This window comes from Bacillus sp. GC_Bacil_1 (genome assembly GCF_026540675.1).
In the GTDB taxonomy this organism is placed as follows: Bacteria; Bacillota; Bacilli; order Bacillales; family Bacillaceae_G; genus Bacillus_A; species Bacillus_A cereus.
In genome coordinates this window covers 103,601-127,370 of sequence record NZ_JALNUG010000009.1, presented here as the reverse complement: position 1 = coordinate 127,370, position 23,770 = coordinate 103,601, and the positions used below count along the sequence as shown (strand labels likewise).

Below are 23,770 nucleotides of genomic sequence, written 5' to 3'. Positions count from 1 at the left end.
GTCATTATTTTCAGATAAAAAGAGGTGTTTCCTATAAAAAAACGAATGTATGTACATTTATAAGAATTTCTAACCAAAATTAAAGGAGGAACATCATGTCTATTCAAAACATTTCCTTTCTCGGTGCAGGCTCTATTGCTGAAGCTATTATTGGTGGCTTGTTACATGCAAATGTTGTTAAATGTGAACAAATTACTGTAAGTAATCATTCTAACGAGACAAGATTACAAGAGCTACATAAAAAATACGGTGTCAAAGGTACTCATAATAAAAAAGAATTACTTACTGATGCAAATATTCTTTTTCTAGCAATGAAACCAAAGGATGTTGCAGAGGCGCTTATCCCTTTTAAAGAATACATAAATAATAACGTGCTTATTATTTCATTACTAGCAGGTGTTTCTACTCACTCAATTAGAAAACTACTTCAAAAAGACGTTCCAATTATTCGTGCAATGCCAAATACATCCGCAGCCATTTTAAAATCAGCTACCGCTATCTCCCCTTCGAAACATGCAACAGCGGAACATATTCGCACTGCAACATCTTTATTTGAAACGATTGGTCTCGTCTCTGTTGTAGAGGAAGAAGATATGCATGCTGTCACTGCATTATCCGGAAGTGGACCTGCTTATATTTATTACGTAGTGGAAGCTATGGAAGAAGCTGCAAAAAAAATTGGTTTAAAAGAAGATGTTGCAAAATCACTTATTCTTCAAACGATGATTGGTGCTGCTGAAATGCTAAAAGCAAGCGAAAAACACCCTTCTGTTTTGCGAAAGGAAATTACTTCGCCTGGCGGAACGACCGAGGCAGGCATTGAAGTATTACAAGAACATAAATTTCAACAAGCACTTATTTCTTGTATTACACAGGCAACGGAACGATCACATAATCTTGGAAAAACATTAGAACAACTAACAAAAGAAAAATAAAAAAAGGAGCTCAAGTTTATTTGAGCTCCTTTTTCTATAATTACACTTAGTTATTGTTCTTCCCAAAAATCTCTTCTTGCAGGCGACGACCAGTCGGCGTTGCTGCAAGTCCACCTTCAGCTGTTTCACGAAGTGCTACTGGCATCGTTTGTCCGATTCTAAACATTGCCTCAATTACTTCATCACATGGAATTGTACTCGTTACACCAGCTAATGCTAAATCTGCTGAAATCATCGCATTTGCAGCTCCTGCTGCATTACGTTTTACACAAGGTACTTCTACAAGTCCTGCAACAGGATCACACACTAAACCAAGCATGTTCTTTAATGAAATTGCCATCGCTGTAGCTGCTTGATCTTGTGTTCCACCAGCCATCTCAACTGCAGCTGCAGCCGCCATTCCACTTGCTGAACCAACTTCAGCTTGGCATCCTCCTGCCGCACCAGAAATACAAGCGTTATTCGCAACAACCATACCGAAAGCTCCTGCTGTAAATAAGAATTCAATCATTTCTTCACGTGTAGGCTGCAATTTTTCTCTTAGCGCAAACAGTACACCTGGCACTGTTCCAGCAGACCCTGCTGTTGGTGTTGCACAAATAATTCCCATCGCTGCGTTTACTTCATTTGTTGCAACAGCTTTGCTTACTGCATCCAAAATCGTATCTCCAGATAAGCCTTTTCCACTCTTCATATACGCTTGAACTTTTACAGCATCTCCACCAGTTAAACCAGTTGGTGATTTCACGCCGCGAATACCACGTTCTACTGCTTGTTCCATCACGACTAAGTTCTTTTCCATACCAGCAATTACTTCTTCACGTGAAATACTTCTTGTTTCCATTTCACATTGAATCATAATTTCTGCGATTTTTACATTTTGTTCTTTAGCTTGCGCCACTAGTTCCGCTGCGTTCCGAAACATGGTGTGTCCCCCCTGCAATTAATCCATAATAGTTACTTGACAAATATTTTGTTGCGCTTTTATTTCTTCAATCACTTCATCTGCTAATAATTCATCTGTTTCAATAACCATAAGCGCTCTTCTTCCTTTTTCTTTACGAGAAACACTCATTGTACTAATGTTAATCTCGTTTGTAGCAAGGATTGAAGCTACTGCTGCAATAGCACCAAAGCGATCGTTATTTACAATAAGTAGTGCTGGACTTGTGCCTGATAATTGAAGATCGAATCCGTTTAATTCTACAACTTCAATTTTACCGCCACCAATTGAGCAAGCAACAACTTCAATTTCTTCTTCACCTTTATACAAACGAATTTTCGCTGTATTTGGGTGAGGTGCATTGGCATCTTCTTCAATGAATTCCACTTCAATTCCGCGCTCTTTTGCTATTTCTAGCGCCTCTGGAATACGTAAGTCATCTGTTTCAAATCCTAATATTCCACCGATTAGTGCTACATCCGTACCATGCCCTCGATACGTCTTTGCAAATGATCCATATAACGAAATGCTTACTCTTTCTGGTTCATGACGAAACAGCTGGCGAGCAACTTGCCCCATTCTTGCCGCGCCTGCTGTATGTGAACTTGATGGTCCAATCATAACTGGACCGATAATATCAAATACTGAGCGATACTTCATCATAACTCCCCCTAAACCTCTATGCAAAAATTTATTCTACTATTCTATTAACCTGCTACATCTGTCGCTTTTCCAGTTGTACCACGAATTTGTTCTGCTGTATGAATTGGATAATTTTTAAATAAAAGTAATCCAATATAACCTGAAATAATACCAGTTATAATAATACATAAGAATCTTAGCATTATTTTCATTAAAAAATGATATAAGATAATCCACAATAAAGTCTGGTAGCAATCCAAAGTTTAACACAGAAGCCATTGCAAGGATAGCATAAACAAGCGATATCTTTCCTATTATAATTCTCATGTTACTCTCTCATGGTTTAGTCAACTTCACTTGTTACGATAATAACTAAAAAGCATGTGACTTATCATAAATTATGATCTGCCCTCATTATAGCTTGTTTTTTATAAAACGCTTACTTTTGTTGAATTTTAAAAGTTCTGAATAAAAGTCCATTCCTGCTATTTGTATCACTTGTATGTCATCTGACTTATATAACAGTTTTTCTAAATAATCATTATTTCGTATTTTTATCGTATATATTCAAACCATTCTAATTTTCTGTATCATCCAAGTATAAGTATAAAATAATAACAGTTTTATTTTTAAATTTTTTTAGACATAAAAAAATGGTAACCCACCGTTACCATTTTTTACAAAATTATTATTTTTCTACTGGGAATGATTTCAAATCTGTCGCTATTTCTGTATTAGAAAACAACTCTCTTGCCTCTTTCAATAATTCCTTATATGTATCTCCTTGATAGCGAGAACTAATGTGAGTTAAGATTAATCGCTTCGCATTTGCCTGAAGTGCAATGCTCGCAGCTTGCTTAGATGTGGAATGAAAATAATCATGCGCTTGTTGCTCATCTTCTGCTGCGAAAGTCGCTTCATGGACAAGTACATCTGCATCTTGCGCAAGCTCCCTACTTGCTTCGCAATATCGCGTATCACCTAAGATAGTAATAATTCTTCCTTTTTGAGGTGGGCCGATAAACTCATTTCCATTTAATATCGTGCCATCCTCTAATTCAACTACTTCTCCATCCTTTAAACGTTTAAAGATTGGACCTGGTTTCACACCCATCTCAAGCAACTTATCAACTAAAAGAGCACCTTGTATATCTTTCTCTACAATACGATATCCAAAACATTCTATACCGTGTGACAATCTTTTCGTTTCTACATAAAATTCATTATCTTCAAATACGGTACCTTCTTCTGTTATCTCCACAACTTCAAGTGGATATTTCACATGTGTCGTACTTACCGATAATGCCACTTCAATAAATTGTTTAATTCCTTTCGGTCCATACACCGTTAAAGGCGTAGTTCCTCCTTGAAATGAACGGCTACCTAATAAACCAGGCAATCCAAAAATATGATCGCCATGTAAATGCGTAATAAATATTTTTTCAATGCGGCGCGGACGTACAGATGTATGTAATATTTGATGTTGCGTGGCCTCGCCACAATCAAATAACCAAGTTTGCCCTCGTTCTTCTAACAATTGTAAAGCAATTGCTGAAACGTTCCTTCCTTTTGAAGGAACACCTGCACCAGTTCCTAAAAATACAAATTCCACTTTCTTTCCTCCAGCTCTAAATATACTCTATCTCTCATCTTACGGAATGTTATTTCAAATGGCAAATTGAATTTACATAACCAATCATCTAGACAACTATATAACACGAACGTTATACTTAAAAAATTTAGCAATCGTTCGTGTTTTGTGTTAAAATGATTATACTACATTTTAAGGGAGCGTTTTATTATGAAAGAAGTATTTCGTTTACAAACTGATTTTTCATCTTCATTTGATCGCTGGGTAAGTTCTTTCGTGTCTGATCACCCAGCACAATTAGAATGGACAACTTTAAAGGAATTAATCCATGAATATACAACATCACATACAAATGATACGTTACCAGCATATATTTCTTCAGCTTTAACATATTACGCCCAACGCGTTTCAACTACAAACAGTTCAGAGATTGTTATTTTTGAAAACCCTACAATCTCGTAATCTATAATAAAAAAGCACTGGTTACAGTGCTTTTTTATTTATACTTATTTAGCAAATGATTATATTCCGTCCAAAAGTCTGTATACATACTTTGATCAAACTCATCTAAAATTATCTTTTCACTTGATTTATTGAATAATTCTTTTGCTTGTAGCGCAAAAGAAACAATTTGTTTTCTATATTCATTTTCATTTACTTCTATATGAAGCCCTTCATAGTATATAGCCTTTTGATCAGTAGAAATAACTTTGACAAAATCCTTTAAAACCACATTTTCACCTATATGGTTTATAGTCCAATGAATTAAAATTGGGCATCCTAACATGAGCATAGTGCCACATCCGTGCAAAATAAGCCCCTCTTCATTTTCAATATCACAAATATATTCTTTATCTAAAGTTCGTAACAGAGCTAGAGCTGATTCACTTATTCCCCATTCCTCATCCATACCTGTTTGTGTAATAATCGTTCCATCCACATTTAAATAAATTTCCCCGTGAGAACATAAATCTTCCTGCTCATTAAACAACCACTTTTGATTCTCAATATTTATAATAAAATTTTGTGGTACTATTACAAATTCCCCTTTTATAAAAATATTTATTTTCCACATTATTTATAATTAATATCATGCATTTCATCCCATATATCTATTATAAATCCATTTAATATTTTAAAAACACAGATAAAAAAGATATTGACACTACGATTTTACAGTGCTAACATTCAACATGTAATTGAATATGGTCTCTGTTAGGTGAGGCTCCTGTATAGAGAAACGCTGCTGCCCAAAAATGTCGAGAGACGCCAATGGGTCAACAGGAAAGGTCGGAATGAAGGCCTTTTTTAACGTAGCTGGTTTCAGTACCTATGCTATACAGTGCTAAAACTCAACGAGGGAGAGGTGCATGTATTTTGTCATACACAAAAACTGTTTTTATTTATGTCTACTAGCAGTCTTTGTTGTGGACTCTTTTAACTGCGAATTCAGACCTTTACTCGTTTTGAGTAAAGGTCTTTTTACGTCTATATGCACCTTACTATGAAACAAACATAGCATATTCAGAAACTACTAAATTGTACGGAGGTGAGGAACAGTTGGCAATTGATGATTCGGCCCAGATACCCATACGTTTTACATTCATATTTCATCATGTAGGTAGGAAAGAAACTGTTCCTCACCATTTCAAATAGTTAGGTAACAGATTGTTTCCTCCTTCATGACAGAGGAGGAACTACCGATGTTTAATTTACAAAGACAAGAAACAAAGCATGCTTATGAGCAAGATAGCATGAAAACAAATAACGAATTATTAGTGGAGGTTGCAACACAAGATATAAGCTCTGCGTTAAAACTTTTAGAAACATCTCAAGATGGATTATCTAAACAAGAATCGTCTCGTAGACTTTCTTTATATGGCCCGAACGAAATAGCTCATAATAAAATGGCACCGTGGTACATTCAGCTTCTGTTAGCATTTAAAAATCCATTTATTTTCGTTTTATTAGCTCTTGGAGCACTCTCCTTTTTCACGGATGATATGCAAGGAACAATTGTCGTATCTGTAATGGTCCTACTTAGTGCAACGATTCGGTTTTCCCAAGAATTTCGTTCTCAAAAAGCTGCCGATAAATTAAAAGCTATGGTTCGAACAACTGCGAGCGTATTTAGAATAAATGGATTTGTACATGAAATAAAAAATGTAACGAATTTAAATCGAAATTACACAACAGAAATTCCAATTGAGGAACTTGTACCTGGCGATATTATTTCCCTTTCAGCAGGTGATATCGTTCCAGCCGATGTGCGTATTGTATCCGCTAAAGATTTATTTGTTAATCAATCTTCTTTAACAGGGGAAGCACTTCCTGTAGAAAAATACGAAAACTGCTACCATACAGAAAATAAGCATATCTTACCGAAAAACATGAAAAAAAATTACAATCCACTCGATATGGAAAACCTTTGCTTCATGGGAACAAATATTGTAAGTGGTAGCGCAAAAGCTGTTGTCATCTCAACAAGTACTGATACGTATTTCGGCTCTTTAGCAAATAAGGTAATCGGAAAGCGGGTAGAAACAAGCTTTGATAAAGGTGTAAACAAAGTAAGCTGGCTCTTAATTACATTCATGCTTATTATGGCGCCTATCGTCCTTCTCATTAACGGATTCACAAAGGGAGATTGGCAAGAAGCTTTCTTCTTCGCTATTGCCGTTGCTGTTGGTCTTACACCTGAAATGTTACCAATGATTGTAACTACTAATTTAGCTAAAGGTGCCGTTAACATGTCTAAACAAAAAGTAATTGTAAAACAGCTAAATTCTATTCAAAACTTAGGTGCTATGAACATTCTTTGTACAGATAAAACCGGAACTTTAACAGAAGATAAAGTTGTCCTTGTTCGTCACTTAGATTCTAGTGGAAATAAATGCAATCGTGTCTTGCAATTTGCCTATTTAAATAGTTTCTATCAAACTGGATTGAAAAACTTAATAGATAAAGCTGTTATTAAGCATACAGAGGAAAACAATACATTTGACCCATCAGCTTTTCAAAAGCTAGATGAAATTCCATTCGATTTCGCCCGCCGGCGTATGTCAGTCATCGTAAAAGATATTTCAGGTGAACATACAATGGTTTGTAAAGGTGCCGTAGAAGAAATTTTATCAATTTGCAACTACACTGAAGTGGATAAAAAAATCGTTACACTCACTGAGGAAATACGCTCAAATGTCAAAAAACTAAGCGAGACATTGAATAGTGAAGGTATGCGGGTTATTGCTGTGGCTTATAAAAAAGATAGAAACATAAATGATAAAGAGTACGCAGTAAAAGACGAAACTGATATGATTCTCGCTGGATATATCGGCTTTTTAGATCCACCGAAACCATCTGCAGCAGCTGCAATTCAAGCATTACAAAAGCATGGTGTACAAGTAAAAATTTTAACTGGCGATAACGAAATTGTTACACGAAAAGTTTGTAAAGAAGTTGGATTAGATATCGGCGAACCAATCCTCGGTTACGAGATTGATTCTTTACCAGATAAAGCATTAGCAAAACTTGCTGAAGAAACGACTGTATTTGCGAAGCTTAATCCAATGCAAAAATCTCGCATTATACACGCATTACAAGGAAACAGACACACTGTAGGTTACATGGGAGACGGCATTAACGATGCTGTAGCATTACGTGAAGCTGATGTCGGAATATCTGTTGATACTGCTACTGATATTGCGAAAGAAGCTTCTGATATTATTCTACTCGAAAAAAGTTTAACTATATTAGAAGTCGGGATTGTAGAAGGACGTACTACATTCGGAAATATTTTAAAATATATTAAGATGACAGCTAGCTCTAACTTCGGTAATGTGTTTAGCGTGTTAGTAGCAAGTGCTTTCATTCCTTTTTTACCGATGCTTGCCATTCATCTTTTAATTCAAAACTTACTTTATGATATTTCACAACTTTCTATTCCATGGGACAAAATGGATAAAGAGTTTCTAGAAAAACCCCGAAAATGGGATACTGCAAACTTACGAAACTTCATTATTTGTATCGGCCCAATTAGTTCCATATTTGATATTATCACATACGTAGTCATGTGGAATGTATTTGGCGCAAATACACCGAGCGAGCAATCATTATTCCAGTCCGGTTGGTTTGTGGTTGGATTGTTAACTCAAACTTTAATTGTTCACATGATACGAACACAGAAGATTCCATTTATTCAAAGCACTGCATCAACACCCGTCGTTTTATTAACCGCTCTTATTATGGCAATCGGGATTTATATTCCATTCTCACCACTTGGTGCAGCCGTTGGTTTACAAGCATTGCCACTTAGCTACTTCCCTTGGTTAGTAGGAATACTATTAGACTACGCTTTTTTAACACAATTCCTGAAAAAGCTTTATATTAAAAAGTTTCATAGCTGGTTGTAAAAATAAGAATGAGTGGGTATTCCCCGCTCATTCTAAAAGACATAACACATATTTATATATGGAGGTGACCATGATGGTATGGTACGACATTATATTCAGATTAGTTATAGCAATTATTGTAGGAGCTTGCATCGGAATGGAAAGACAATGGAGACATCGAATGGCCGGGCTGCGGACAAATGCTCTCGTATCACTTGGTGCCTGTATATTTGTTTTATTATCCGTCATGCTTGATCATGATGCTAGCCCCTCACGCATTGCTGCTCAAGTCGTTAGTGGCATTGGTTTTTTAGGGGGTGGCGTTATTATCCGCGATGGTTTTAGTATTAGAGGGCTAAATACGGCAGCTACTTTATGGTGTGCAGCTGCTGTCGGTACTCTTACAGGCGCCGGTTTCCTCGTTGCAGCTATATTAGGTGCAGTCGGCGTGTTACTAGCAAATATACTTCTTCGCCCAATTGCTCTTTTTATGAATAAAAAATCAAAAGAAGAATCACCTGAACAAACGAACTACTTACTTTCCCTTACTTGTTCAGAAGAAACTGAAGCACATATTCGTTTTTTACTTATGCATATGGTAAGTACAGAAGGGCTCAGTTTAAAAGAGTTGTATAGTGAAGATGTAGATTCTAATCAAAAAGTTTGTATACAGGCTATATTACATTGCAAGACAAATGCAGCTATCTTAATTGAAAAAATAGTAAGTAGAATGCTATTAAAATCTGGCGTTACTGGAGCTGGATGGAAGACTTCTTTAGATTTAGAAGCGAGTTAAATAGGAAAGGTGTCATGATTTTTACTACTTCATGACACCTTCTACATAAATTTATTTTCTAACTTTTGTTGAAACGACTTCTCTTGCTTACGTAGTAGTTGACTACCTCGTTGTAAAAGCAGTGTTCCATACTTATCATTAATTTGATCAATGACAGCAAGTAGCGGTTCTTTTTTTGCATCCTCTTCAAATGAAAACAAATCTAATTGTTTCACCGATTCTGTCTTCCACTCTATTTCAGTAGCTGTAACACCTAGTAAACGAATGGAATCACCATCCCAATGTTGCTTCCATAAACGGGATGCTGCTTGAAAAATATCGCGTTCTTCCCAAATCGCATTTTTCAATTGCTTACTCCGTGTTACTGTTCGTCTATCATGGTATTTAATCATAATTTGAATATTATAGCTGACAAGGGTTCGCTTTTGTAACCTTTTACTCACTGACTTTGATAAACGTTCTAACATATCAAGTAATTCTTTCTCTTCATCCATATCCTTTGAAAAAGTCATCGAGTTACCGACACTTTTATGCTGTCCCATTTGACTCGGATCCACTTCCCTATCATCCATACCTTTTGCACGCCTTTGCAAATCAACACCGTGCTTGCCAATTTTAGCGCGAATGATATGCTCGTCTCCCTTTGCCAACTGTTCAATTGTCTGTATATGAATATCATTTAATTTTTCAGCTGTTTTCTCACCAATTCCATGCATTGCTCCAACTGGACGTGGCCAAATCAGTTCTGGAATATCGCGTTTTCGAAGCACGGTAATACCAAGTGGTTTTTTCATATCTGAAGCGGTCTTTGCTAGGAAAAGATTTGGAGCGATTCCAATACTACACGGAAGCTGCAACTCTGTTAATAGTGCTTGTTGAATCATCTTTGCTATTTCAACAGGAGAACCAAGTGCGTAGCAATCTGTAATATCTAAATATCCTTCATCTATTGAGACTGGTTGTATCTTTTCTGTAAAACGGGAAAGGACTTGAAACATTTGAAATGAAGCTTCTCGATATAATGTGAAATTAGGACGCCTTACAACTAATTGCGGGCATAACCTTTTCGCTTCCCAAAGGGGCATCGTCGTACGTATTCCGTATTCTCTCGCCTCATAACTACATGTTATGATAATTCCTTTTCTCTCTTTTTCATTTCCAGCAACCGCTAATGGCTTTCCTTGTAATGATGGATCATGAGCAATTTCAACAGATGCGAAAAAGCAATTCATATCTACATGTAAAATTACACGACCATTTTTCGGATACATTTCTCGCATAGTACTCACTCCCTAATCAGAACGTTCGTTCTTTTATTATATCAAATTTTGCACAATAGTTATAATAATTACTTGTTCTTTTTTATAATCCATATAAAGAGGATACACATGTGAAAGAGGCTGATTATGGTGAAATTAACTATATGTTCCTTGTAGTTATATTAATCATCATAATTATTTACTCCTTCCAATTTTCAACATGAATACGTTTGAATTTTTCTCTCGTCTAATATTATATACTGCTATGATTTTTCTTGTATTGGCTTATACGCCTTGTAAAAACAATCGAATCAAAATAAAAAGCGTGTAAATCACAATTGATTTACACGCTTTTTCTATTCTATTACTTCGCTACTTCTTCAATAATTGCAACAACTAATTCTGCTGTTTTTGCTAACTCTTCAACAGGAATCTTCTCGTTTGTTGTATGAATTTCTTCATAACCAACTGCCAAGTTAACTGTTGGGATACCGTGTCCTGCAATTACATTTGCATCACTTCCGCCACCACTTTGGTGAAGAGACGGTGTACGACCAATTTTTTCAGCTGCACGTTTTGCAACTTCTACAACGTGATCGCCATCAGCAAATTTAAATCCTGGGTACATAACGTTTACTTCAACGTCTGCATGACCACCCATTTCTTTTGCAGTTGTTTCAAATGCTTCTTTCATTTTCGCAACTTGTGCTTCCATTTTCTCATTGATTAAAGAACGAGCTTCTGCAAAGATTTGTACATGATCGCAAACGATATTCGTTTGTGTACCACCTTCAAAACGTCCAATGTTTGCAGTCGTTTCAGAGTCAATGCGACCAAGTGGCATCTTCGCAATTGCTTTCGCTGCGATAGTAATTGCAGATACACCTTTCTCCGGTGCTACACCAGCGTGAGCTGTTTTCCCGCGAATAATTGCGTTCACTTTCGCTTGTGTTGGAGCTGCAACAACGATTTCACCAACTTTTCCATCGCTATCTAATGCGTAGCCATACTTCGCTGTAATACGCTCACGATCTAAAGCTTTTGCACCAACAAGACCTGATTCTTCTCCGACTGTAATAATAAATTCAATTTTACCGTGAGAGATATTTTTCTCTTTTAAAACACGGATTGCTTCGAACATTGATGCTAATCCAGCTTTATCATCCGCGCCCAAAATTGTTGTACCATCTGATACGATATATCCATCTTTAATAGAAGGCTTAATTCCATTACCAGGAACTACTGTATCCATATGAGAAGTAAAGTAGATTGTATCAACACCATCTTTTGTTGCTGGTAAAGTACAAATTAAGTTACCTGCACCATGACCAGTTACAGCCATTGTGTCATCTTCAAATACTTCTACACCTAAATCTGTAAATTTCTTCGTTAATACTTTGCAGATTTCTGCTTCAAATTTCGTTTCAGAATCTACTTGTACTAATTCCATAAATTCATTTACTAAACGTTCTTGATTAATCATAAGACTGCGCCTCCTGCACTACCATTATGTATGTAACACTATTAATTATAACAGAATTTCGCAAAAGTTTCGAAATACAAGACAAAAAACAGATGGTTTACATGTCTAGATAACCATCTGCTTTCTATTACTCATTTAACAATACCCAGCGCATATGATCCTCCCACACGCCATTTACCATTAACATCTTCCTAGACACGCCTTCATATTGAAAGCCTATCTTCGTCACTACTTGTATAGATGCTAAATTACGAGGCATAATCGGAGCTTCTATACGATGTAACTGAAATCCCTCAAAAGCAACTTGAATTGCTTTTCTAAGTGCTTCTGTCGTATACCCTTTGTTTAACTCTGCTTTATCTAATTTATAACCGAGTACACAAGATTGATAAATGCCACGAACGATTAAATTAAATGAAATACACCCAATTATTTTCGTATCATCACCCTTTTTAAAAATCCATAGTCTGATGATTTTCCCTTCTTCGAACTCTTTGCTATCCTTTTGCAACTTTTTCTTTTGATAATCTAGCGTAAAAAAATCATCCGGTCTATACTCTTCCCAAGCTTTTAAAAACTCACGATTTCTGTCGTAATATTGAAGAACTGTTTCAGCATACGACTCATCAATTTCCTTTAAATATAAACGATCTGTTTCGTATATTTTCATCATCGTATCTCCATTCTTCAGCTTGCCCAACTAAAAATTAACAATATACCCTTTTACTATATTCTCTACACACACTCAAATTTCCTGTTATATTTTGCAACCCCTTCCCGAATTTTGTCCTTACTCTCCCCTTGTCCATAATTTCATTTCTCGTTACAATGAAATTGTACTGATTTGCAAGGAGGTATAACGATGCATAAAAAAGCTCAAAAAATTATGGTTTATGTGATGCTAATTTCTATGCTTGTAACAACATTACTTGCTGGCGCGAGTATGTTTTGGTAAAAAGGGCGATGTGTTCGTCCTTTTTTTACTTTTTACACATGACAAAATAAACCATCTCGACATCGAGATGGTTTATTTTATATAAAACACAATCGCTACAATACTAAAGGAAAATGACATTACAAGTGCTATTACAAAACTTGTATATTGTTTCTGCTGAAATGCCCCAATAACAAAAGTGAGATTAAGTAATGCCATACATACAATCGCTACAAGATAAGAACATATATTAAAAGTTGCCAATATGAATGTAATAACAAATAGAAATCCCATAAAAAACTGCATATACGAAAGTTTTGGATTCAAGTACATATGAGCAACCCCTTTATCTAATTTTATCTTTCTATACTTTCATTAACGCATGGTTATGTACACATGTCAAGACAACTTATTACAATAGAAAAAGCCAACCTTTTCGTTGGCTTCTTCATATGCAACGGCTCCTTTTTCTTTTGCCAATTGCTGAAATGATTTTTTCGATTTCACAATCCATACTTTCGTTCCAATTGGAATACGATCAAACAAATATTCCACATCGTTTTTCTTCATTCTTATACATCCTTGTGAAATATACTTTCCAATTGAACTCGGTTGGTTTGTTCCATGTATTCCATATTTACTTCCATCAGTTCCTCTTGCATTAAATCCAATCCACCTTGATCCAAGTGGATTTTTTGGCGATCCACCTGGAATATCCTTCGCAATGTAATACGGATCCTTCGCTTTCATTACAACATCAAAAGTTCCTTCTGGAGTTAATTCATTCGTTTTCCCTGTCGCTACTGGAAAAACCTTTTGAATCTTTCCATCGTCAATGTAAGCTAATTTATTCGTTGCTTTATTTACAATAATAAAAGGATCTCCGGCACGTGGATTATCCCCAAGAGGCCAAATCGGCGATAAAGAAAGACATAATATGATAGAGAGAAGATACGGCATAGATAATTCCTACCTTCTATATAAGTTCTTCTATATAAGTTCTTCTATATAAGTTCTTTTATATTATCCTTTCCCTTAAAGCGACTTTTAATGAGTAAATATTGTTCCATTTCATACACAAGTTGAACAAGTTTCGCACGTATCTCAAATTCTTCGCGTGTAGCTGGCAATGGCATGTCTCTAAATAATTCCCTCATTTCTTGAAGCTGCCTTAAGGAAATAACGCCTGTACTCTCAGGGCTAATAGCATTACCAATGTTTTCAACAACATCTGCAATCATGTCAGCTTGTTCATACGTCCACGATAAAGAAGCTGCTAATGGTATCATTCGCTCTAAAATTTCAAATTGTTGCATACGCATATTAAAATAACGATAGTAATAATCATCTTCTCGCATAAATGCATTCTCAAGTTTTTTAAACGATAAATCTCTTGCTTCATTTAACATATTCTCGGTTTCAATGAGTTCTGCTCCACTCCAACTACTTTCTCGATTTCGTAAATACACAACCATTTCAAACAAAATCGTTTTAAAATTACTCTCTATTTTATCCTGATACTCTTTTAGCTTATTTTCACTACTCGGCATATACATATTTACTAATAACGCCACGCTAATTCCTATTGTTAATATAGCAATTTCATTTCCAACTATAAGCCATGTAATTTGCTTCAATGAATATAGATGCATAACAATAACTGAACTCGTGACAATACCTTCTTGAATTTTAAGCATTACTGCAGTCGGAATAAATGTAAGTAACAATATGCTAATTGCAAGTGGTGTATAGCCGATCGTTTCAAAAATACAAAACGCGAATACCATTGATAATACACACGCTAGAAAACGATGTAACGACACTTGAAGCGATTTGCGCTTCGTATTTTGTACACATAAAATAACTAAAATACCTGCTGAACTATAAAATTCTAATCCTAATAACTGAGCAATAAAAACTGCCGCGCCTGTCCCTATTGCTGTTTTTACTGTACGGTATCCAATTTTGAACATATCATTGCTCCTATATGTATAAACGTATTTACAGCTAGTATAAAAAAAGGATGACACAATGTCATCCTTTTCTACTTATTATTCACATAACCTTTTCATATTACAATATTTTTTGTAAAAATTGTTGCGCACGTTCACTTTTCGGCGCTGCAAAAAATTCTTCTGGCGCACTATCTTCTACAAGCTTTCCTCCGTCCAAGAAAAGAACACGATCTGCCACTTCTTTTGCAAAGCCCATTTCATGTGTAACGATAGCCATCGTCATTCCTGTCGTAACTAACGATTTCATAACTTCTAACACTTCTTTCACCATCTCTGGATCTAGCGCCGATGTCGGTTCATCAAATAACATAACTTCCGGTTCCATCGCTAACGCTCTTGCAATTGCTACGCGTTGCTTTTGTCCTCCCGACAAACGATTCGGATACGTATTTTTTTTATCTACTAATCCAACCTTTTCTAAAAGTTTCTCAGCTTTCTTTTCAGCTTCTTGCTTCGTTACCCCTTTTACATTGATAGGAGCATACGTAATATTTTCTAATACAGTCATATGAGGAAATAAGTGAAAATGCTGAAATACCATACCGACATTTTCACGAACATGCATAACATTCGTTTTCGGATTCGTTACTTCTTCCGTTCCAATCCAAATGTGACCATCCGTTGGTGCTTCTAACATATTCATACAACGTAAAAATGTTGATTTTCCTGATCCAGAAGGTCCTATAATTGCAACTACTTCCCCTTTTTCAATCGTTGTTGTAATTCCTTTTAATACTTCGTTTTTACCAAATGATTTATGAAGGTTTTCAATTTTAATCACTTTTCTTCATTCTCCCTTCAATTGCCTTCCCGACTAATGTAAGAATAATGACTAACATATAATAAATCAATCCAACAAAAAGTAATGGTTCAAGATATTTAAATGTCTCACCGCCTACGATGTAAGCACGACGCATTAAATCAGTCGCGCCTATTACTGTTACTACAGCTGATTCTTTCGTAAGTGTCGCAAATTCGTTCACAAGCGCTGGTAATATATTTTTTAATGCTTGAGGGAAAATAATATTTCTCATCATTTTTCCGTATGGTATCCCTAAAGCCATTGCTGCTTCTGTTTGTCCTTTATCAACTGCTTGAATACCAGCACGAATTACTTCTGACATGTATGCACCTGAATTCAAGCTAAATGCAAGTACAGCTGCTAAGAATGCTGGTATTTCATAACCAATTATTTGCGGGACACCGAAATAAATAATCATTAATTGCAATACAAGTGGTGTACCACGAAAAATTGATGTATAAAAATCTGCTGCTATATTTAATGCTCGTATTCTAGCAATTTTACAAAGTGCTAATAACGTTCCTAAAATAAATCCTGCTAAAGCTGATACCGCTACAATTTTCAAAGTAACTTCTAAACCTTTTAGTATATATGGTATCGAAGGCGTAATCGCCGAAAAATCTAAGTTCATTCTTTTCATTCCCCTCACAGAAAAGTGAAAGGCAGCTTATTTTCCGCTGCCAAACCATTTCTTCACTAATTTATCCATTTCTCCATTTTCTTGCATTTTTTTAATTACTTTATTAAATTCAGCTGTTTTATCACTGTTTTTCGGAAGGGCAATTGCTGCTCCAACTTCTTCTGGCGCTTCTTTAATTTCAATTCCTTGTAAATCTTTCATTTTCTCTAAATAATTTTTAGCAACTGTGTCTTCTATAATTGCAGCGTCAAAACGACCAGCTTTAATTTCTTGTACGATTTCTGGTATACGGTCACGTCCCTCAACTTGGAAATCTACTTGTTTTTTAAATTCTGCCGCTTTCTCTTCTTGAATAGATCCTGTTTGTACCCCTACTTTTTTCCCTTTTAAATCCTCTACAGATTTAATGTTAGAATCCTTTTTAGAAACAACCATATTTTTCGCAACAAAATAAATATCTGTAAAATCAACATTATTTTTACGCTCTGCAGTTGGCGTCATGCCTGCCATTACGAAATCAACTTTTCCTGAACTAAGAGATGCTAATAAACCACCAAAATCCATATCTTTCACTTTCACTTCATACCCAAGTTCTTTTCCGATATATTTAGCAACATCAACATCAAAACCAATAATTTCATCACTTTTTGAAGCTTCCACGTATTCATATGGTTTATAATCTGCTGAAGTCCCCATTACGAGTACTTTCTTATTTCCTTTTGTTTCTTTCGATTCCCCATTACTACAAGCGCTGAATATACTTACAATTAAAATAAGTGCAAACGATATTGATACTAACTTCTTCATCTTTCTTCCCCCTAATAATGTATATTTAAAAGTTTAATAGAATATTTATTCGATGTTTGTATTGTATCAGCACTTTTATTTTTATGCAATATATAAAATAAAAATAAATAATAAAACAATATATACGCTATTTTTTATGTATAAAATAATGCATAAAACAACATAACTATGCATATCTCTGAAATTTTAATAATAAATAAAAAAGGCGGCACATCCACTTGATTGTGGATGTGCCGCCTTTTCTCTTATTTTTTATAGTTCTTCACAATTCTCTTCAAAATATGATTGTAGTTTCGCAATAACTTGCATCGGTTCATGACCTTCAATTTCATGACGCTCTACCATCGTTACAATTTTTCCATCTTTTAATAAAGCAAATGATGGAGAAGAAGGTGGGTACCCTTCGAAATATTCACGCGCTCTTGCTGTCGCTTCTTTATCTTGACCTGCAAACACCGTTACAAGGTGGTTAGGACGTTTATCATAATGTACGGAATGCGCAGCAGCAGGACGAGCAATACCACCTGCACAACCACATACAGAGTTTACCATTACAAGTGTTGTTCCATTTCTTTTAAACGCTTCTTCTACCGCTTCTGGCGTCGTCAATTCTGTATATCCAGCAGAGACAATCTCTTCACGCGCTTGGCGGACAACATCATTCATAAAAAAGTTAAAATTAATCACTCTTTTCCCTCCTCTAAAACTACCTATTTGTATCTTACCAGTTAATGTTTATGAAATACAAGTAAGTTTACTTGTATTTAAGTATAGAAAAGGTGTTAGAGCAATTGCTCTAACACCTTTTCTTTAATGACCACGATGTTTTTGCTTTGCTTTTTGTACTTTAATTAAACGTCTTCTTTCTTTTTCAGCTTCTCGCTTCTCCTTAGACTGCACTTTCTTTTCTTGTTTATGAAATTCATAAGATAAACTAATCGCCTCTTGCGCCTTAGTAAAACGTTTAACATTTGTTTCTTTTGCTGCTTGTCGTATGATACGCTTTATGTTTTTAGGACGCTGTTTTTCTTTAACTTCTACACCACATTTTGCAAAATGCTGAAAATGCTCTAAAAGTGAACCATTCACAAACATAAGCACTTCTTCATCTGACGGTTCCGCTCCAAAAATATACCTCGCTCCATACAATTTCCCTTGTTCTTTGCATGTAATAATTCCAACAAAAAATTGGCCATCGTGATATACTGTCAAATCCATTGACAGCCCCTCCTTTAAAAGATTAGAAATACGGGACATCCCGGAGGGGGAAGGTTACTGACATGAAATCATGCGTCTGGACTACCAACCAGAACTGTGTTTTTGTATTTCTTTCACTATTATTATATCTTTTTTTCCATAATCTTCATATATTCAGCAATCATTTTTTTATGCGATCCTACAATATAGTCAGGTAGTTCTGTTACTGAAAAGAATTTAAGCTGAACTGCTTCTTCTTTATTCATAACAAAATCCCCTTCGTATTCATCCGTATAATAGGCGGTTGTTACAGATTGAAATTCATCACCGTTTGCTAATTTTGTAAAGTAGTTCGCTCCAGAAAATACATTGATTAGTCGCAAGTTCTTCACTTTTATTCCTGTCTCTTCATATACTTCACGATAAGCTGTTTCTTCTGGTGATTCACTAAGCTCCATTAGCCCGCCAGGTAGCCCCCATTTTCCGTACGGCTCTGTCCGCTGCTGCAATAAAACATATCCATTTTCATTTATAACGAGTACAACAGCACCAACTAAAATTAAAGGGCGATGACCAACTATTTTTCGTAATTCTTCTACATATCCCACCGTATCGCCTCCTTTTTCGTTGTCCACACTATTGTATCATATGTACGAAACGACAAAATGCGTATATTTTTCATTTTTTTAACAAAATATTTATTTTATGTGATTCATCTACTGTAGCTAACATAATGGATTCGACTTCTGTACTCTCCTCTAGAAATTCTCTCGCCCACGCTTCTGTTTTTCCTAATAATGCAAGAACATCTTTCTGAATCCTCCCATCCTTTACTAATACAAAAGAAACTGGAGATTTTCTTCCCGCCACTTTAAGATCAAGCCGCGAAACTGCTTCATATTCTGGATACCGAAATATAGAAACGACACCGTTCGCTTCCCATAATGCTAATTTAATCGTTTGAATATCGCTCACATTTCGCATGCGAAGTTCCGAAAACAAATATTCCACGGTAATTCTCGCCTTTTTCAAATTGCTAAAATCAATGGAACCATTATGTATAAGAATGATAGGTGCTGGCTCTAAAAAGCGTCTCCATCTATCCCATTTCAGCATTAAAACTGAGCTTATAATATGAAGTACAACGAGTATGAACGTTGTAATCATCGAGCCCAGTAACCCTACTTTTTCATCAGACAATGCGTTAGAAATATTCCCACCAAGCAATAACACTAATACAACATCTAAAAAACGAAGTTGTGCGATAGACCTTTGCCCCATTGCTTTCGCAACTAATATTAAAAATATGTATGCTATAATAGCCCGAATAACCCATTCACTATTAGAAAGATGCCGTGCTCCTTCAAAAATATGCATATGCATCACTTTGCACTCCTTACCCGTCTCAAACTGCTATCCTGTTTTAGTTTGCAACGTTTATGAGCATATATGTAAAAAAAGCTGGTTCGTTTAAAAACGAACCAGCTTTTTTTACTTAACTGAAAACATATATTTTTTATAAGTTTTCCGTACCGATAGTATGAGCCCCATCATAATCATATTCGAGAATAAGGAACTTCCCCCATACGATAAGAAAGGTAATGCAATACCTTTTACAGGCATTAATCCAACGATCATACCGATGTTTTGGAATATTTGAACTGTTAATATACCGATTGATCCAGCGCATAATAATGTACCAAATAAATTATCAGCGGAATAACCAATAATAATTGTTCGATATAGTAGTAATAGGAACAAGAAGACAACTAAGGCTGCTACGATAAATCCACCTTCTTCGGCAATTGTAGCGAAAATAAAGTCAGTATGCTTCTCTGGGATATAGACGCTTCCTCCACCGTATCCTTTACCTTCCATTCCTCCACTACCTACAGCTAAAATCGATTGCTGTGTTTGATAACCTTGATCTGCATTTTCAAATGGATTTAACCAACCTACAATACGCGACTGTTGGTGAGGTTTTAGTAAAGTAACTAACTTATTATAGAAAAAATCTGGATACTTAAAGAAAATAAATATTAAAGCAGATAATATGGTCAACGGAATAACTGTACATAATGCTATCAATTTCTTTTGAATACCTGACATAAATAAAATACATGCAATAGCAGCAGCATATAAGAACACCATACCTGTATCCGGTTGGCTATATACAACAGCCATAGGCGGAAGAGAAACTAGCATAATTTTACCTACTAATTTTAAATCCGTTTGGAATGTCCTCGCCATATACTGCGCATTATGTTTCACAGCTATGCTCGCTACTACAAGTAGCAATGCAATTTTGAAAAACTCAGACGGCTGAATTTGTCCAAGTACTGGAAAAACGAACCATCTTTTTGCACCTAATTTTTCAGGTGTGAAGGTGGAAACCGGTAGTATTTTCAAAAGAATAAGTGAACCAAACCCGGCAATATAAAGTGGCCAAGATAATTTTTGCAATTGATCTAAGTCGATGCTTGCAACAAGAAGTAACAATACAACCCCAATTATGTAGTTAACACCTTGTTTCATAGCAAAGTTTGCAGCTCCATACTGTCCCGTTTGCTGACTGCTATATATAGCAGCTATACTCGTCACACATAGTGCACACAAAATTAAAATTAATTTTACATCTAAACTTTTTAGAAACTCGGTACTTCTTTTCATGACATCCTCCTGAAACATTGTTACGGCAAAAATAAAAAACCAGGAGTCAACATTCTTCATGTTTTGACGACTGATTACACATTATCTATAAAACACTTATATAGAATAACTCTCTTTTTCATACAATACAATATATTATACTACAGTTTCGTCAGTAAGATTTGCCAAAAAAATTATTCTTTTCTTATTTTATATCCATATACCATATATCAGCAATGTATTTTCGTAAATTCCTAATACATAATCGTTTATTGTAAGATTACTGGGAAAGATATTTATACATATAGTAGGATGTAGATGAAGAAATAAGATAATAAAAAGCTCGCATAAGCGAGCTTTTTATTAATATACAGATGTATTGTTTTCTGACATGTTTTCTAAAATTTCTTTAACACGTCCTAAGAACTTACCACAAATTAAACCATCAAGTACTCGGTGATCAAGTGATAAACATAAGTTAACCATATCACGAGCACCGAACATTCCGTTATCCATAATTACTGGGCGTTTTACAATTGATTCAACTTGTAAAATAGCTGCTTGCGGGTAATTAATAATACCCATAGATTGAACAGAACCGAATGATCCTGTGTTATTAATTGTAAATGTTCCACCTTGCATTTCGTCTGCTTTTAACGATTTCGTACGTACTTTTCCTGCAAGTTCTGTAATTTCACGAGCGATACCTTTAATTGTTTTCTCGTCCGCTTGCTTAATTACTGGTACAAATAGTTCTTCCTCTGTTGCAACAGCGATAGAAAGGTTAATATCTTTCTTCTGAACAATTTTATCGCCAGCCCACATTGAATTAATTTGAGGATACTCTTTTAACGCTTGTGCTACTGCTTTTACGAAGAAAGCAAAGAACGTTAAGTTAAAGCCTTCACGCTTCTTAAAGTCACCTTTAATTGAGTTACGGTATGACACAAGGTTTGTCACATCTACTTCAATCATCATCCAAGCATGTGGTGCTTCGTGTTTACTACGTAACATGTTTGCTGCGATTGCTTTACGCACACCTGTGACTGGAATTTCGATATCTCCAGGCATTGTAGGTACAGAAACTGGTTTCGCAGCTTCTACTTTTTGCGCTACTGGTGCTGCTTTTGGTGCTTCTGGGCGAGCTTCTACTACCGCCGCTACAGCTTCATCTTTCTTCGCCGCACCTGCTTGCGGAATATTTCCAGATTCCACTAGCTTTAAAATATCTTTACGAGTGATACGGCCGTTTGCTCCCGTACCCTCTACTAGATCTAAATCAACGTTATGCTCACCCGCAAGTTTTAACACAGCTGGTGAAAAACGTGGTTTTCCATCAGTTGGTTGTTTTACTTTCGGTGCTTTTTCAGGCGTAATTGCTGCTGCCTTTGGTTCTTCTTTCGTTTTTTCCTCAACAGCTGTTGCTGCTACTTCGTCTGCGCCTTCTACTTGAATCACACAAACTACTTCACCTACAGCTAACGTATCACCTTCACCAGCGATTAACTCTTTCACAATACCAGTGAAAGAAGATGGTACTTCAGCATTTACTTTATCAGTCATTACTTCTGCAAGCGGATCATACTTGTTTACGTGATCGCCAACATTAACGAGCCATTTACTAATTGTGCCCTCTGTAACGCTCTCCCCGAGCTGAGGCATTGTAATATTTTCTACAGCCATGTATAGTCCCCCCGATTAAAATTCCGCAAGTTCACGCATTGCTTTTTCAACTTTATCTGGATTTACCATAAAGAATTTTTCCATTGTTGGTGCATATGGCATTGCTGGAACGTCTGGACCTGCAAGACGTGCGATTGGCGCATCTAAATCAAATAGACAGTTTTCAGCAATAATTGCTGCCACTTCACTCATAATGCTTCCTTCTTTATTGTCTTCTGTTACAAGAAGAACTTTACCTGTTTTAGAAGCTGCTTCAATGATTGCTTCTTTATCTAATGGATATACAGTACGTAAATCAAGAATGTGTGCAGAGATGCCATCTTGTGCTAACTTTTCAGCTGCTTGAAGAGCAAAATGAACACATAATCCGTACGTGATAACTGTAATATCATCACCTTCACGTTTTACATCTGCTTTTCCGATTGGTAATACGTAGTCATCCTCCGGCACTTCACCTTTAATTAAACGATATGCACGTTTATGTTCGAAGAATAATACTGGATCTTCATCACGAATGGCTGCTTTTAATAAGCCTTTTGCATCATATGGTGTAGAAGGGATAACGATTTTTAAACCTGGCTGGTTTGCAAACATCGCTTCTACAGATTGTGAATGATACAATGCACCGTGAACCCCCCCGCCAAACGGTGCACGGATTGTAACTGGACAAGTCCAATCATTATTAGAACGATAACGAATTTTTGCTGCCTCAGAAACAATTTGGTTTACTGCTGGCATGATGAAATCAGCAAACTGCATTTCAGCGATTGGACGCATACCATACATTGCTGCACCAATTGCTACCCCAGCAATTGCAGATTCTGCAAGCGGTGCATCAAGCGCACGATCTTCACCAAATTGATCATACAAACCGTGTGTCGCTTTAAACACGCCACCTTTTTTACCAACATCTTCTCCTAAAACGAATACTTTCTCATCGCGTTCCATTTCTTCGCGCATTGCTAATGTAATAGCATCAATATAAGACATTACAGCCATGAAACGT

Annotated in this window: 26 protein-coding genes and 1 riboswitch; of the genes, 5 read left to right on the top strand and 21 right to left on the bottom strand. The window is 35.9% G+C overall.

Annotated elements, in window-relative coordinates; translation table 11 throughout:
• The first annotated feature begins 95 nt into the window (after positions 1-95).
• Positions 96-935: a pyrroline-5-carboxylate reductase ProI gene (gene proI, locus OXT04_RS15585; RefSeq protein WP_097822482.1), complete on the top strand. Its 840-nt coding sequence runs from the start codon at positions 96-98 to the stop codon at positions 933-935.
• 46 nt (positions 936-981) lie between these two features.
• Here the strand turns inward: proI and sdaAA are convergent, their stop codons facing one another.
• The 4 genes from sdaAA to rnz all read right to left on the bottom strand — a co-directional run bounded on the left by sdaAA (position 982) and on the right by rnz (position 4,132).
• Positions 982-1,860 carry an L-serine ammonia-lyase, iron-sulfur-dependent, subunit alpha gene (gene sdaAA, locus OXT04_RS15580; protein ID WP_000489461.1) on the bottom strand — a complete coding sequence of 293 codons (879 nt, stop codon included), beginning with the start codon at positions 1,858-1,860 and terminating at the stop codon, positions 982-984.
• Between the two features lie 18 nt (positions 1,861-1,878).
• Positions 1,879-2,538 carry an L-serine ammonia-lyase, iron-sulfur-dependent subunit beta gene (gene sdaAB / locus OXT04_RS15575; RefSeq protein ID WP_000877449.1) on the bottom strand — a complete coding sequence of 220 codons (660 nt, stop codon included), beginning with the start codon at positions 2,536-2,538 and terminating at the stop codon, positions 1,879-1,881.
• Between the two features lie 47 nt (positions 2,539-2,585).
• Complete coding sequence (locus OXT04_RS15570; RefSeq protein WP_000943432.1) at positions 2,586-2,723, bottom strand: hypothetical protein; 138 nt, start codon at positions 2,721-2,723, stop codon at positions 2,586-2,588.
• A 485-nt stretch (positions 2,724-3,208) separates the two neighbouring features.
• Complete coding sequence (gene rnz, locus OXT04_RS15565; RefSeq protein WP_000397454.1) at positions 3,209-4,132, bottom strand: ribonuclease Z; 924 nt, start codon at positions 4,130-4,132, stop codon at positions 3,209-3,211.
• 189 nt (positions 4,133-4,321) lie between these two features.
• On the opposite strand from rnz, the gene OXT04_RS15560 reads away from it, so the two are divergent.
• Complete coding sequence (locus OXT04_RS15560; protein ID WP_000665709.1) at positions 4,322-4,573, top strand: DUF3932 family protein; 252 nt, start codon at positions 4,322-4,324, stop codon at positions 4,571-4,573.
• A 34-nt stretch (positions 4,574-4,607) separates the two neighbouring features.
• On the opposite strand, the gene OXT04_RS15555 is transcribed toward OXT04_RS15560, so the two are convergent.
• Positions 4,608-5,147 (bottom strand): hypothetical protein, encoded by a 540-nt coding sequence (locus OXT04_RS15555; RefSeq protein ID WP_048563888.1) that lies wholly within the window; start codon positions 5,145-5,147, stop codon positions 4,608-4,610.
• A gap of 168 nt (positions 5,148-5,315) precedes the next feature.
• Positions 5,316-5,483, top strand: a riboswitch (M-box (ykoK) riboswitch).
• 331 nt (positions 5,484-5,814) lie between these two features.
• On the opposite strand from OXT04_RS15555, the gene mgtA reads away from it, so the two are divergent.
• Positions 5,815-8,520: a magnesium-translocating P-type ATPase gene (mgtA, locus tag OXT04_RS15550; RefSeq protein WP_267415728.1), complete on the top strand. Its 2,706-nt coding sequence runs from the start codon at positions 5,815-5,817 to the stop codon at positions 8,518-8,520.
• Positions 8,521-8,593: 73 nt separating this feature from the next.
• Positions 8,594-9,295, top strand: coding sequence for an MgtC/SapB family protein (locus OXT04_RS15545; protein WP_267415726.1), 702 nt, complete (start codon positions 8,594-8,596; stop codon positions 9,293-9,295).
• A 41-nt stretch (positions 9,296-9,336) separates the two neighbouring features.
• Here the strand turns inward: OXT04_RS15545 and OXT04_RS15540 are convergent, their stop codons facing one another.
• The 3 genes from OXT04_RS15540 to OXT04_RS15530 all read right to left on the bottom strand — a co-directional run bounded on the left by OXT04_RS15540 (position 9,337) and on the right by OXT04_RS15530 (position 12,710).
• Entirely contained in the window at positions 9,337-10,575 is a 1,239-nt protein-coding gene (locus OXT04_RS15540; RefSeq protein WP_016512327.1) for a DNA polymerase IV, read from the bottom strand.
• 343 nt (positions 10,576-10,918) lie between these two features.
• Positions 10,919-12,037, bottom strand: a complete 1,119-nt coding sequence (locus tag OXT04_RS15535; protein WP_000609816.1) for a tripeptidase T — start codon at positions 12,035-12,037, stop codon at positions 10,919-10,921.
• 127 nt (positions 12,038-12,164) lie between these two features.
• Positions 12,165-12,710, bottom strand: coding sequence for a GNAT family N-acetyltransferase (locus tag OXT04_RS15530; protein WP_100910393.1), 546 nt, complete (start codon positions 12,708-12,710; stop codon positions 12,165-12,167).
• Between the two features lie 189 nt (positions 12,711-12,899).
• Here OXT04_RS15530 and prli42 point away from each other — a divergent pair, with 189 nt between their 5' ends.
• Entirely contained in the window at positions 12,900-12,992 is a 93-nt protein-coding gene (gene prli42, locus OXT04_RS15525; RefSeq protein WP_000549037.1) for a stressosome-associated protein Prli42, read from the top strand.
• Positions 12,993-13,064: 72 nt separating this feature from the next.
• Here the strand turns inward: prli42 and OXT04_RS15520 are convergent, their stop codons facing one another.
• The 13 genes from OXT04_RS15520 to bfmBAB form a co-directional block, all read right to left on the bottom strand.
• Positions 13,065-13,304, bottom strand: coding sequence for a DUF3894 domain-containing protein (locus tag OXT04_RS15520; RefSeq protein ID WP_000281167.1), 240 nt, complete (start codon positions 13,302-13,304; stop codon positions 13,065-13,067).
• Between the two features lie 66 nt (positions 13,305-13,370).
• Entirely contained in the window at positions 13,371-13,931 is a 561-nt protein-coding gene (locus OXT04_RS15515; RefSeq protein ID WP_001146564.1) for a L,D-transpeptidase, read from the bottom strand.
• A gap of 44 nt (positions 13,932-13,975) precedes the next feature.
• A complete protein-coding gene (locus OXT04_RS15510; RefSeq protein WP_000472671.1) occupies positions 13,976-14,944 on the bottom strand; it encodes an aromatic acid exporter family protein in 969 nt (322 codons plus the stop codon).
• Between the two features lie 100 nt (positions 14,945-15,044).
• Positions 15,045-15,767, bottom strand: coding sequence for an amino acid ABC transporter ATP-binding protein (locus tag OXT04_RS15505; RefSeq protein ID WP_000590203.1), 723 nt, complete (start codon positions 15,765-15,767; stop codon positions 15,045-15,047).
• Complete coding sequence (locus OXT04_RS15500; protein WP_001046915.1) at positions 15,760-16,419, bottom strand: amino acid ABC transporter permease; 660 nt, start codon at positions 16,417-16,419, stop codon at positions 15,760-15,762. The genes OXT04_RS15505 and OXT04_RS15500 overlap by 8 nt, the downstream gene beginning before the upstream one ends.
• A 36-nt stretch (positions 16,420-16,455) precedes the next feature.
• Positions 16,456-17,235: a transporter substrate-binding domain-containing protein gene (locus OXT04_RS15495; RefSeq protein WP_000737678.1), complete on the bottom strand. Its 780-nt coding sequence runs from the start codon at positions 17,233-17,235 to the stop codon at positions 16,456-16,458.
• Between the two features lie 252 nt (positions 17,236-17,487).
• The gene (locus OXT04_RS15490) at positions 17,488-17,901 is read right to left on the bottom strand and encodes a BrxA/BrxB family bacilliredoxin (protein ID WP_001979317.1); all 414 of its coding nucleotides are present in this window, start codon (positions 17,899-17,901) and stop codon (positions 17,488-17,490) included.
• Positions 17,902-18,045: 144 nt separating this feature from the next.
• On the bottom strand, positions 18,046-18,453 hold the full coding sequence (locus OXT04_RS15485) for a YjdF family protein (protein ID WP_097821462.1): 408 nt from the start codon (positions 18,451-18,453) through the stop codon (positions 18,046-18,048).
• A 122-nt stretch (positions 18,454-18,575) separates the two neighbouring features.
• Complete coding sequence (locus tag OXT04_RS15480) at positions 18,576-19,040, bottom strand: NUDIX hydrolase (RefSeq protein ID WP_000542551.1); 465 nt, start codon at positions 19,038-19,040, stop codon at positions 18,576-18,578.
• Between the two features lie 70 nt (positions 19,041-19,110).
• Positions 19,111-19,815: a DUF421 domain-containing protein gene (locus tag OXT04_RS15475; RefSeq protein WP_000550963.1), complete on the bottom strand. Its 705-nt coding sequence runs from the start codon at positions 19,813-19,815 to the stop codon at positions 19,111-19,113.
• Positions 19,816-19,923: 108 nt separating this feature from the next.
• Complete coding sequence (locus OXT04_RS15470) at positions 19,924-21,102, bottom strand: FtsW/RodA/SpoVE family cell cycle protein (RefSeq protein ID WP_000831182.1); 1,179 nt, start codon at positions 21,100-21,102, stop codon at positions 19,924-19,926.
• A gap of 342 nt (positions 21,103-21,444) precedes the next feature.
• Positions 21,445-22,764: a dihydrolipoamide acetyltransferase family protein gene (locus OXT04_RS15465; protein WP_000257642.1), complete on the bottom strand. Its 1,320-nt coding sequence runs from the start codon at positions 22,762-22,764 to the stop codon at positions 21,445-21,447.
• Between the two features lie 15 nt (positions 22,765-22,779).
• Positions 22,780-23,763: a 3-methyl-2-oxobutanoate dehydrogenase subunit beta gene (gene bfmBAB / locus OXT04_RS15460; RefSeq protein ID WP_000290071.1), complete on the bottom strand. Its 984-nt coding sequence runs from the start codon at positions 23,761-23,763 to the stop codon at positions 22,780-22,782.
• Positions 23,764-23,770 lie beyond the last annotated feature (7 nt).

Excerpts from the sequence above, each read along its gene's own strand:
- proI (WP_097822482.1), top strand. The coding sequence starts at position 96 with ATGTCTATTCAAAACATTTCCTTTCTCGGTGCAGGCTCTATTGCTGAA.
- sdaAA (WP_000489461.1), bottom strand. The coding sequence starts at position 1,860 with ATGTTTCGGAACGCAGCGGAACTAGTGGCGCAAGCTAAAGAACAAAAT.
- sdaAB (WP_000877449.1), bottom strand. The coding sequence starts at position 2,538 with ATGAAGTATCGCTCAGTATTTGATATTATCGGTCCAGTTATGATTGGA.
- OXT04_RS15570 (WP_000943432.1), bottom strand. The coding sequence starts at position 2,723 with ATGCTAAGATTCTTATGTATTATTATAACTGGTATTATTTCAGGTTAT.
- OXT04_RS15560 (WP_000665709.1), top strand. The coding sequence starts at position 4,322 with ATGAAAGAAGTATTTCGTTTACAAACTGATTTTTCATCTTCATTTGAT.
- mgtA (WP_267415728.1), top strand. The coding sequence starts at position 5,815 with ATGTTTAATTTACAAAGACAAGAAACAAAGCATGCTTATGAGCAAGAT.
- OXT04_RS15545 (WP_267415726.1), top strand. The coding sequence starts at position 8,594 with ATGGTATGGTACGACATTATATTCAGATTAGTTATAGCAATTATTGTA.
- OXT04_RS15540 (WP_016512327.1), bottom strand. The coding sequence starts at position 10,575 with ATGCGAGAAATGTATCCGAAAAATGGTCGTGTAATTTTACATGTAGAT.
- OXT04_RS15535 (WP_000609816.1), bottom strand. The coding sequence starts at position 12,037 with ATGATTAATCAAGAACGTTTAGTAAATGAATTTATGGAATTAGTACAA.
- OXT04_RS15530 (WP_100910393.1), bottom strand. The coding sequence starts at position 12,710 with ATGATGAAAATATACGAAACAGATCGTTTATATTTAAAGGAAATTGAT.
- prli42 (WP_000549037.1), top strand. The coding sequence starts at position 12,900 with ATGCATAAAAAAGCTCAAAAAATTATGGTTTATGTGATGCTAATTTCT.
- OXT04_RS15520 (WP_000281167.1), bottom strand. The coding sequence starts at position 13,304 with ATGTACTTGAATCCAAAACTTTCGTATATGCAGTTTTTTATGGGATTT.
- OXT04_RS15515 (WP_001146564.1), bottom strand. The coding sequence starts at position 13,931 with ATGCCGTATCTTCTCTCTATCATATTATGTCTTTCTTTATCGCCGATT.
- OXT04_RS15510 (WP_000472671.1), bottom strand. The coding sequence starts at position 14,944 with ATGTTCAAAATTGGATACCGTACAGTAAAAACAGCAATAGGGACAGGC.
- OXT04_RS15500 (WP_001046915.1), bottom strand. The coding sequence starts at position 16,419 with ATGAACTTAGATTTTTCGGCGATTACGCCTTCGATACCATATATACTA.
- OXT04_RS15495 (WP_000737678.1), bottom strand. The coding sequence starts at position 17,235 with ATGAAGAAGTTAGTATCAATATCGTTTGCACTTATTTTAATTGTAAGT.
- OXT04_RS15490 (WP_001979317.1), bottom strand. The coding sequence starts at position 17,901 with ATGAATGATGTTGTCCGCCAAGCGCGTGAAGAGATTGTCTCTGCTGGA.
- OXT04_RS15485 (WP_097821462.1), bottom strand. The coding sequence starts at position 18,453 with ATGGATTTGACAGTATATCACGATGGCCAATTTTTTGTTGGAATTATT.
- OXT04_RS15475 (WP_000550963.1), bottom strand. The coding sequence starts at position 19,815 with ATGCATATGCATATTTTTGAAGGAGCACGGCATCTTTCTAATAGTGAA.
- OXT04_RS15470 (WP_000831182.1), bottom strand. The coding sequence starts at position 21,102 with ATGAAAAGAAGTACCGAGTTTCTAAAAAGTTTAGATGTAAAATTAATT.
- OXT04_RS15465 (WP_000257642.1), bottom strand. The coding sequence starts at position 22,764 with ATGGCTGTAGAAAATATTACAATGCCTCAGCTCGGGGAGAGCGTTACA.
- bfmBAB (WP_000290071.1), bottom strand. The coding sequence starts at position 23,763 with ATGGCTGTAATGTCTTATATTGATGCTATTACATTAGCAATGCGCGAA.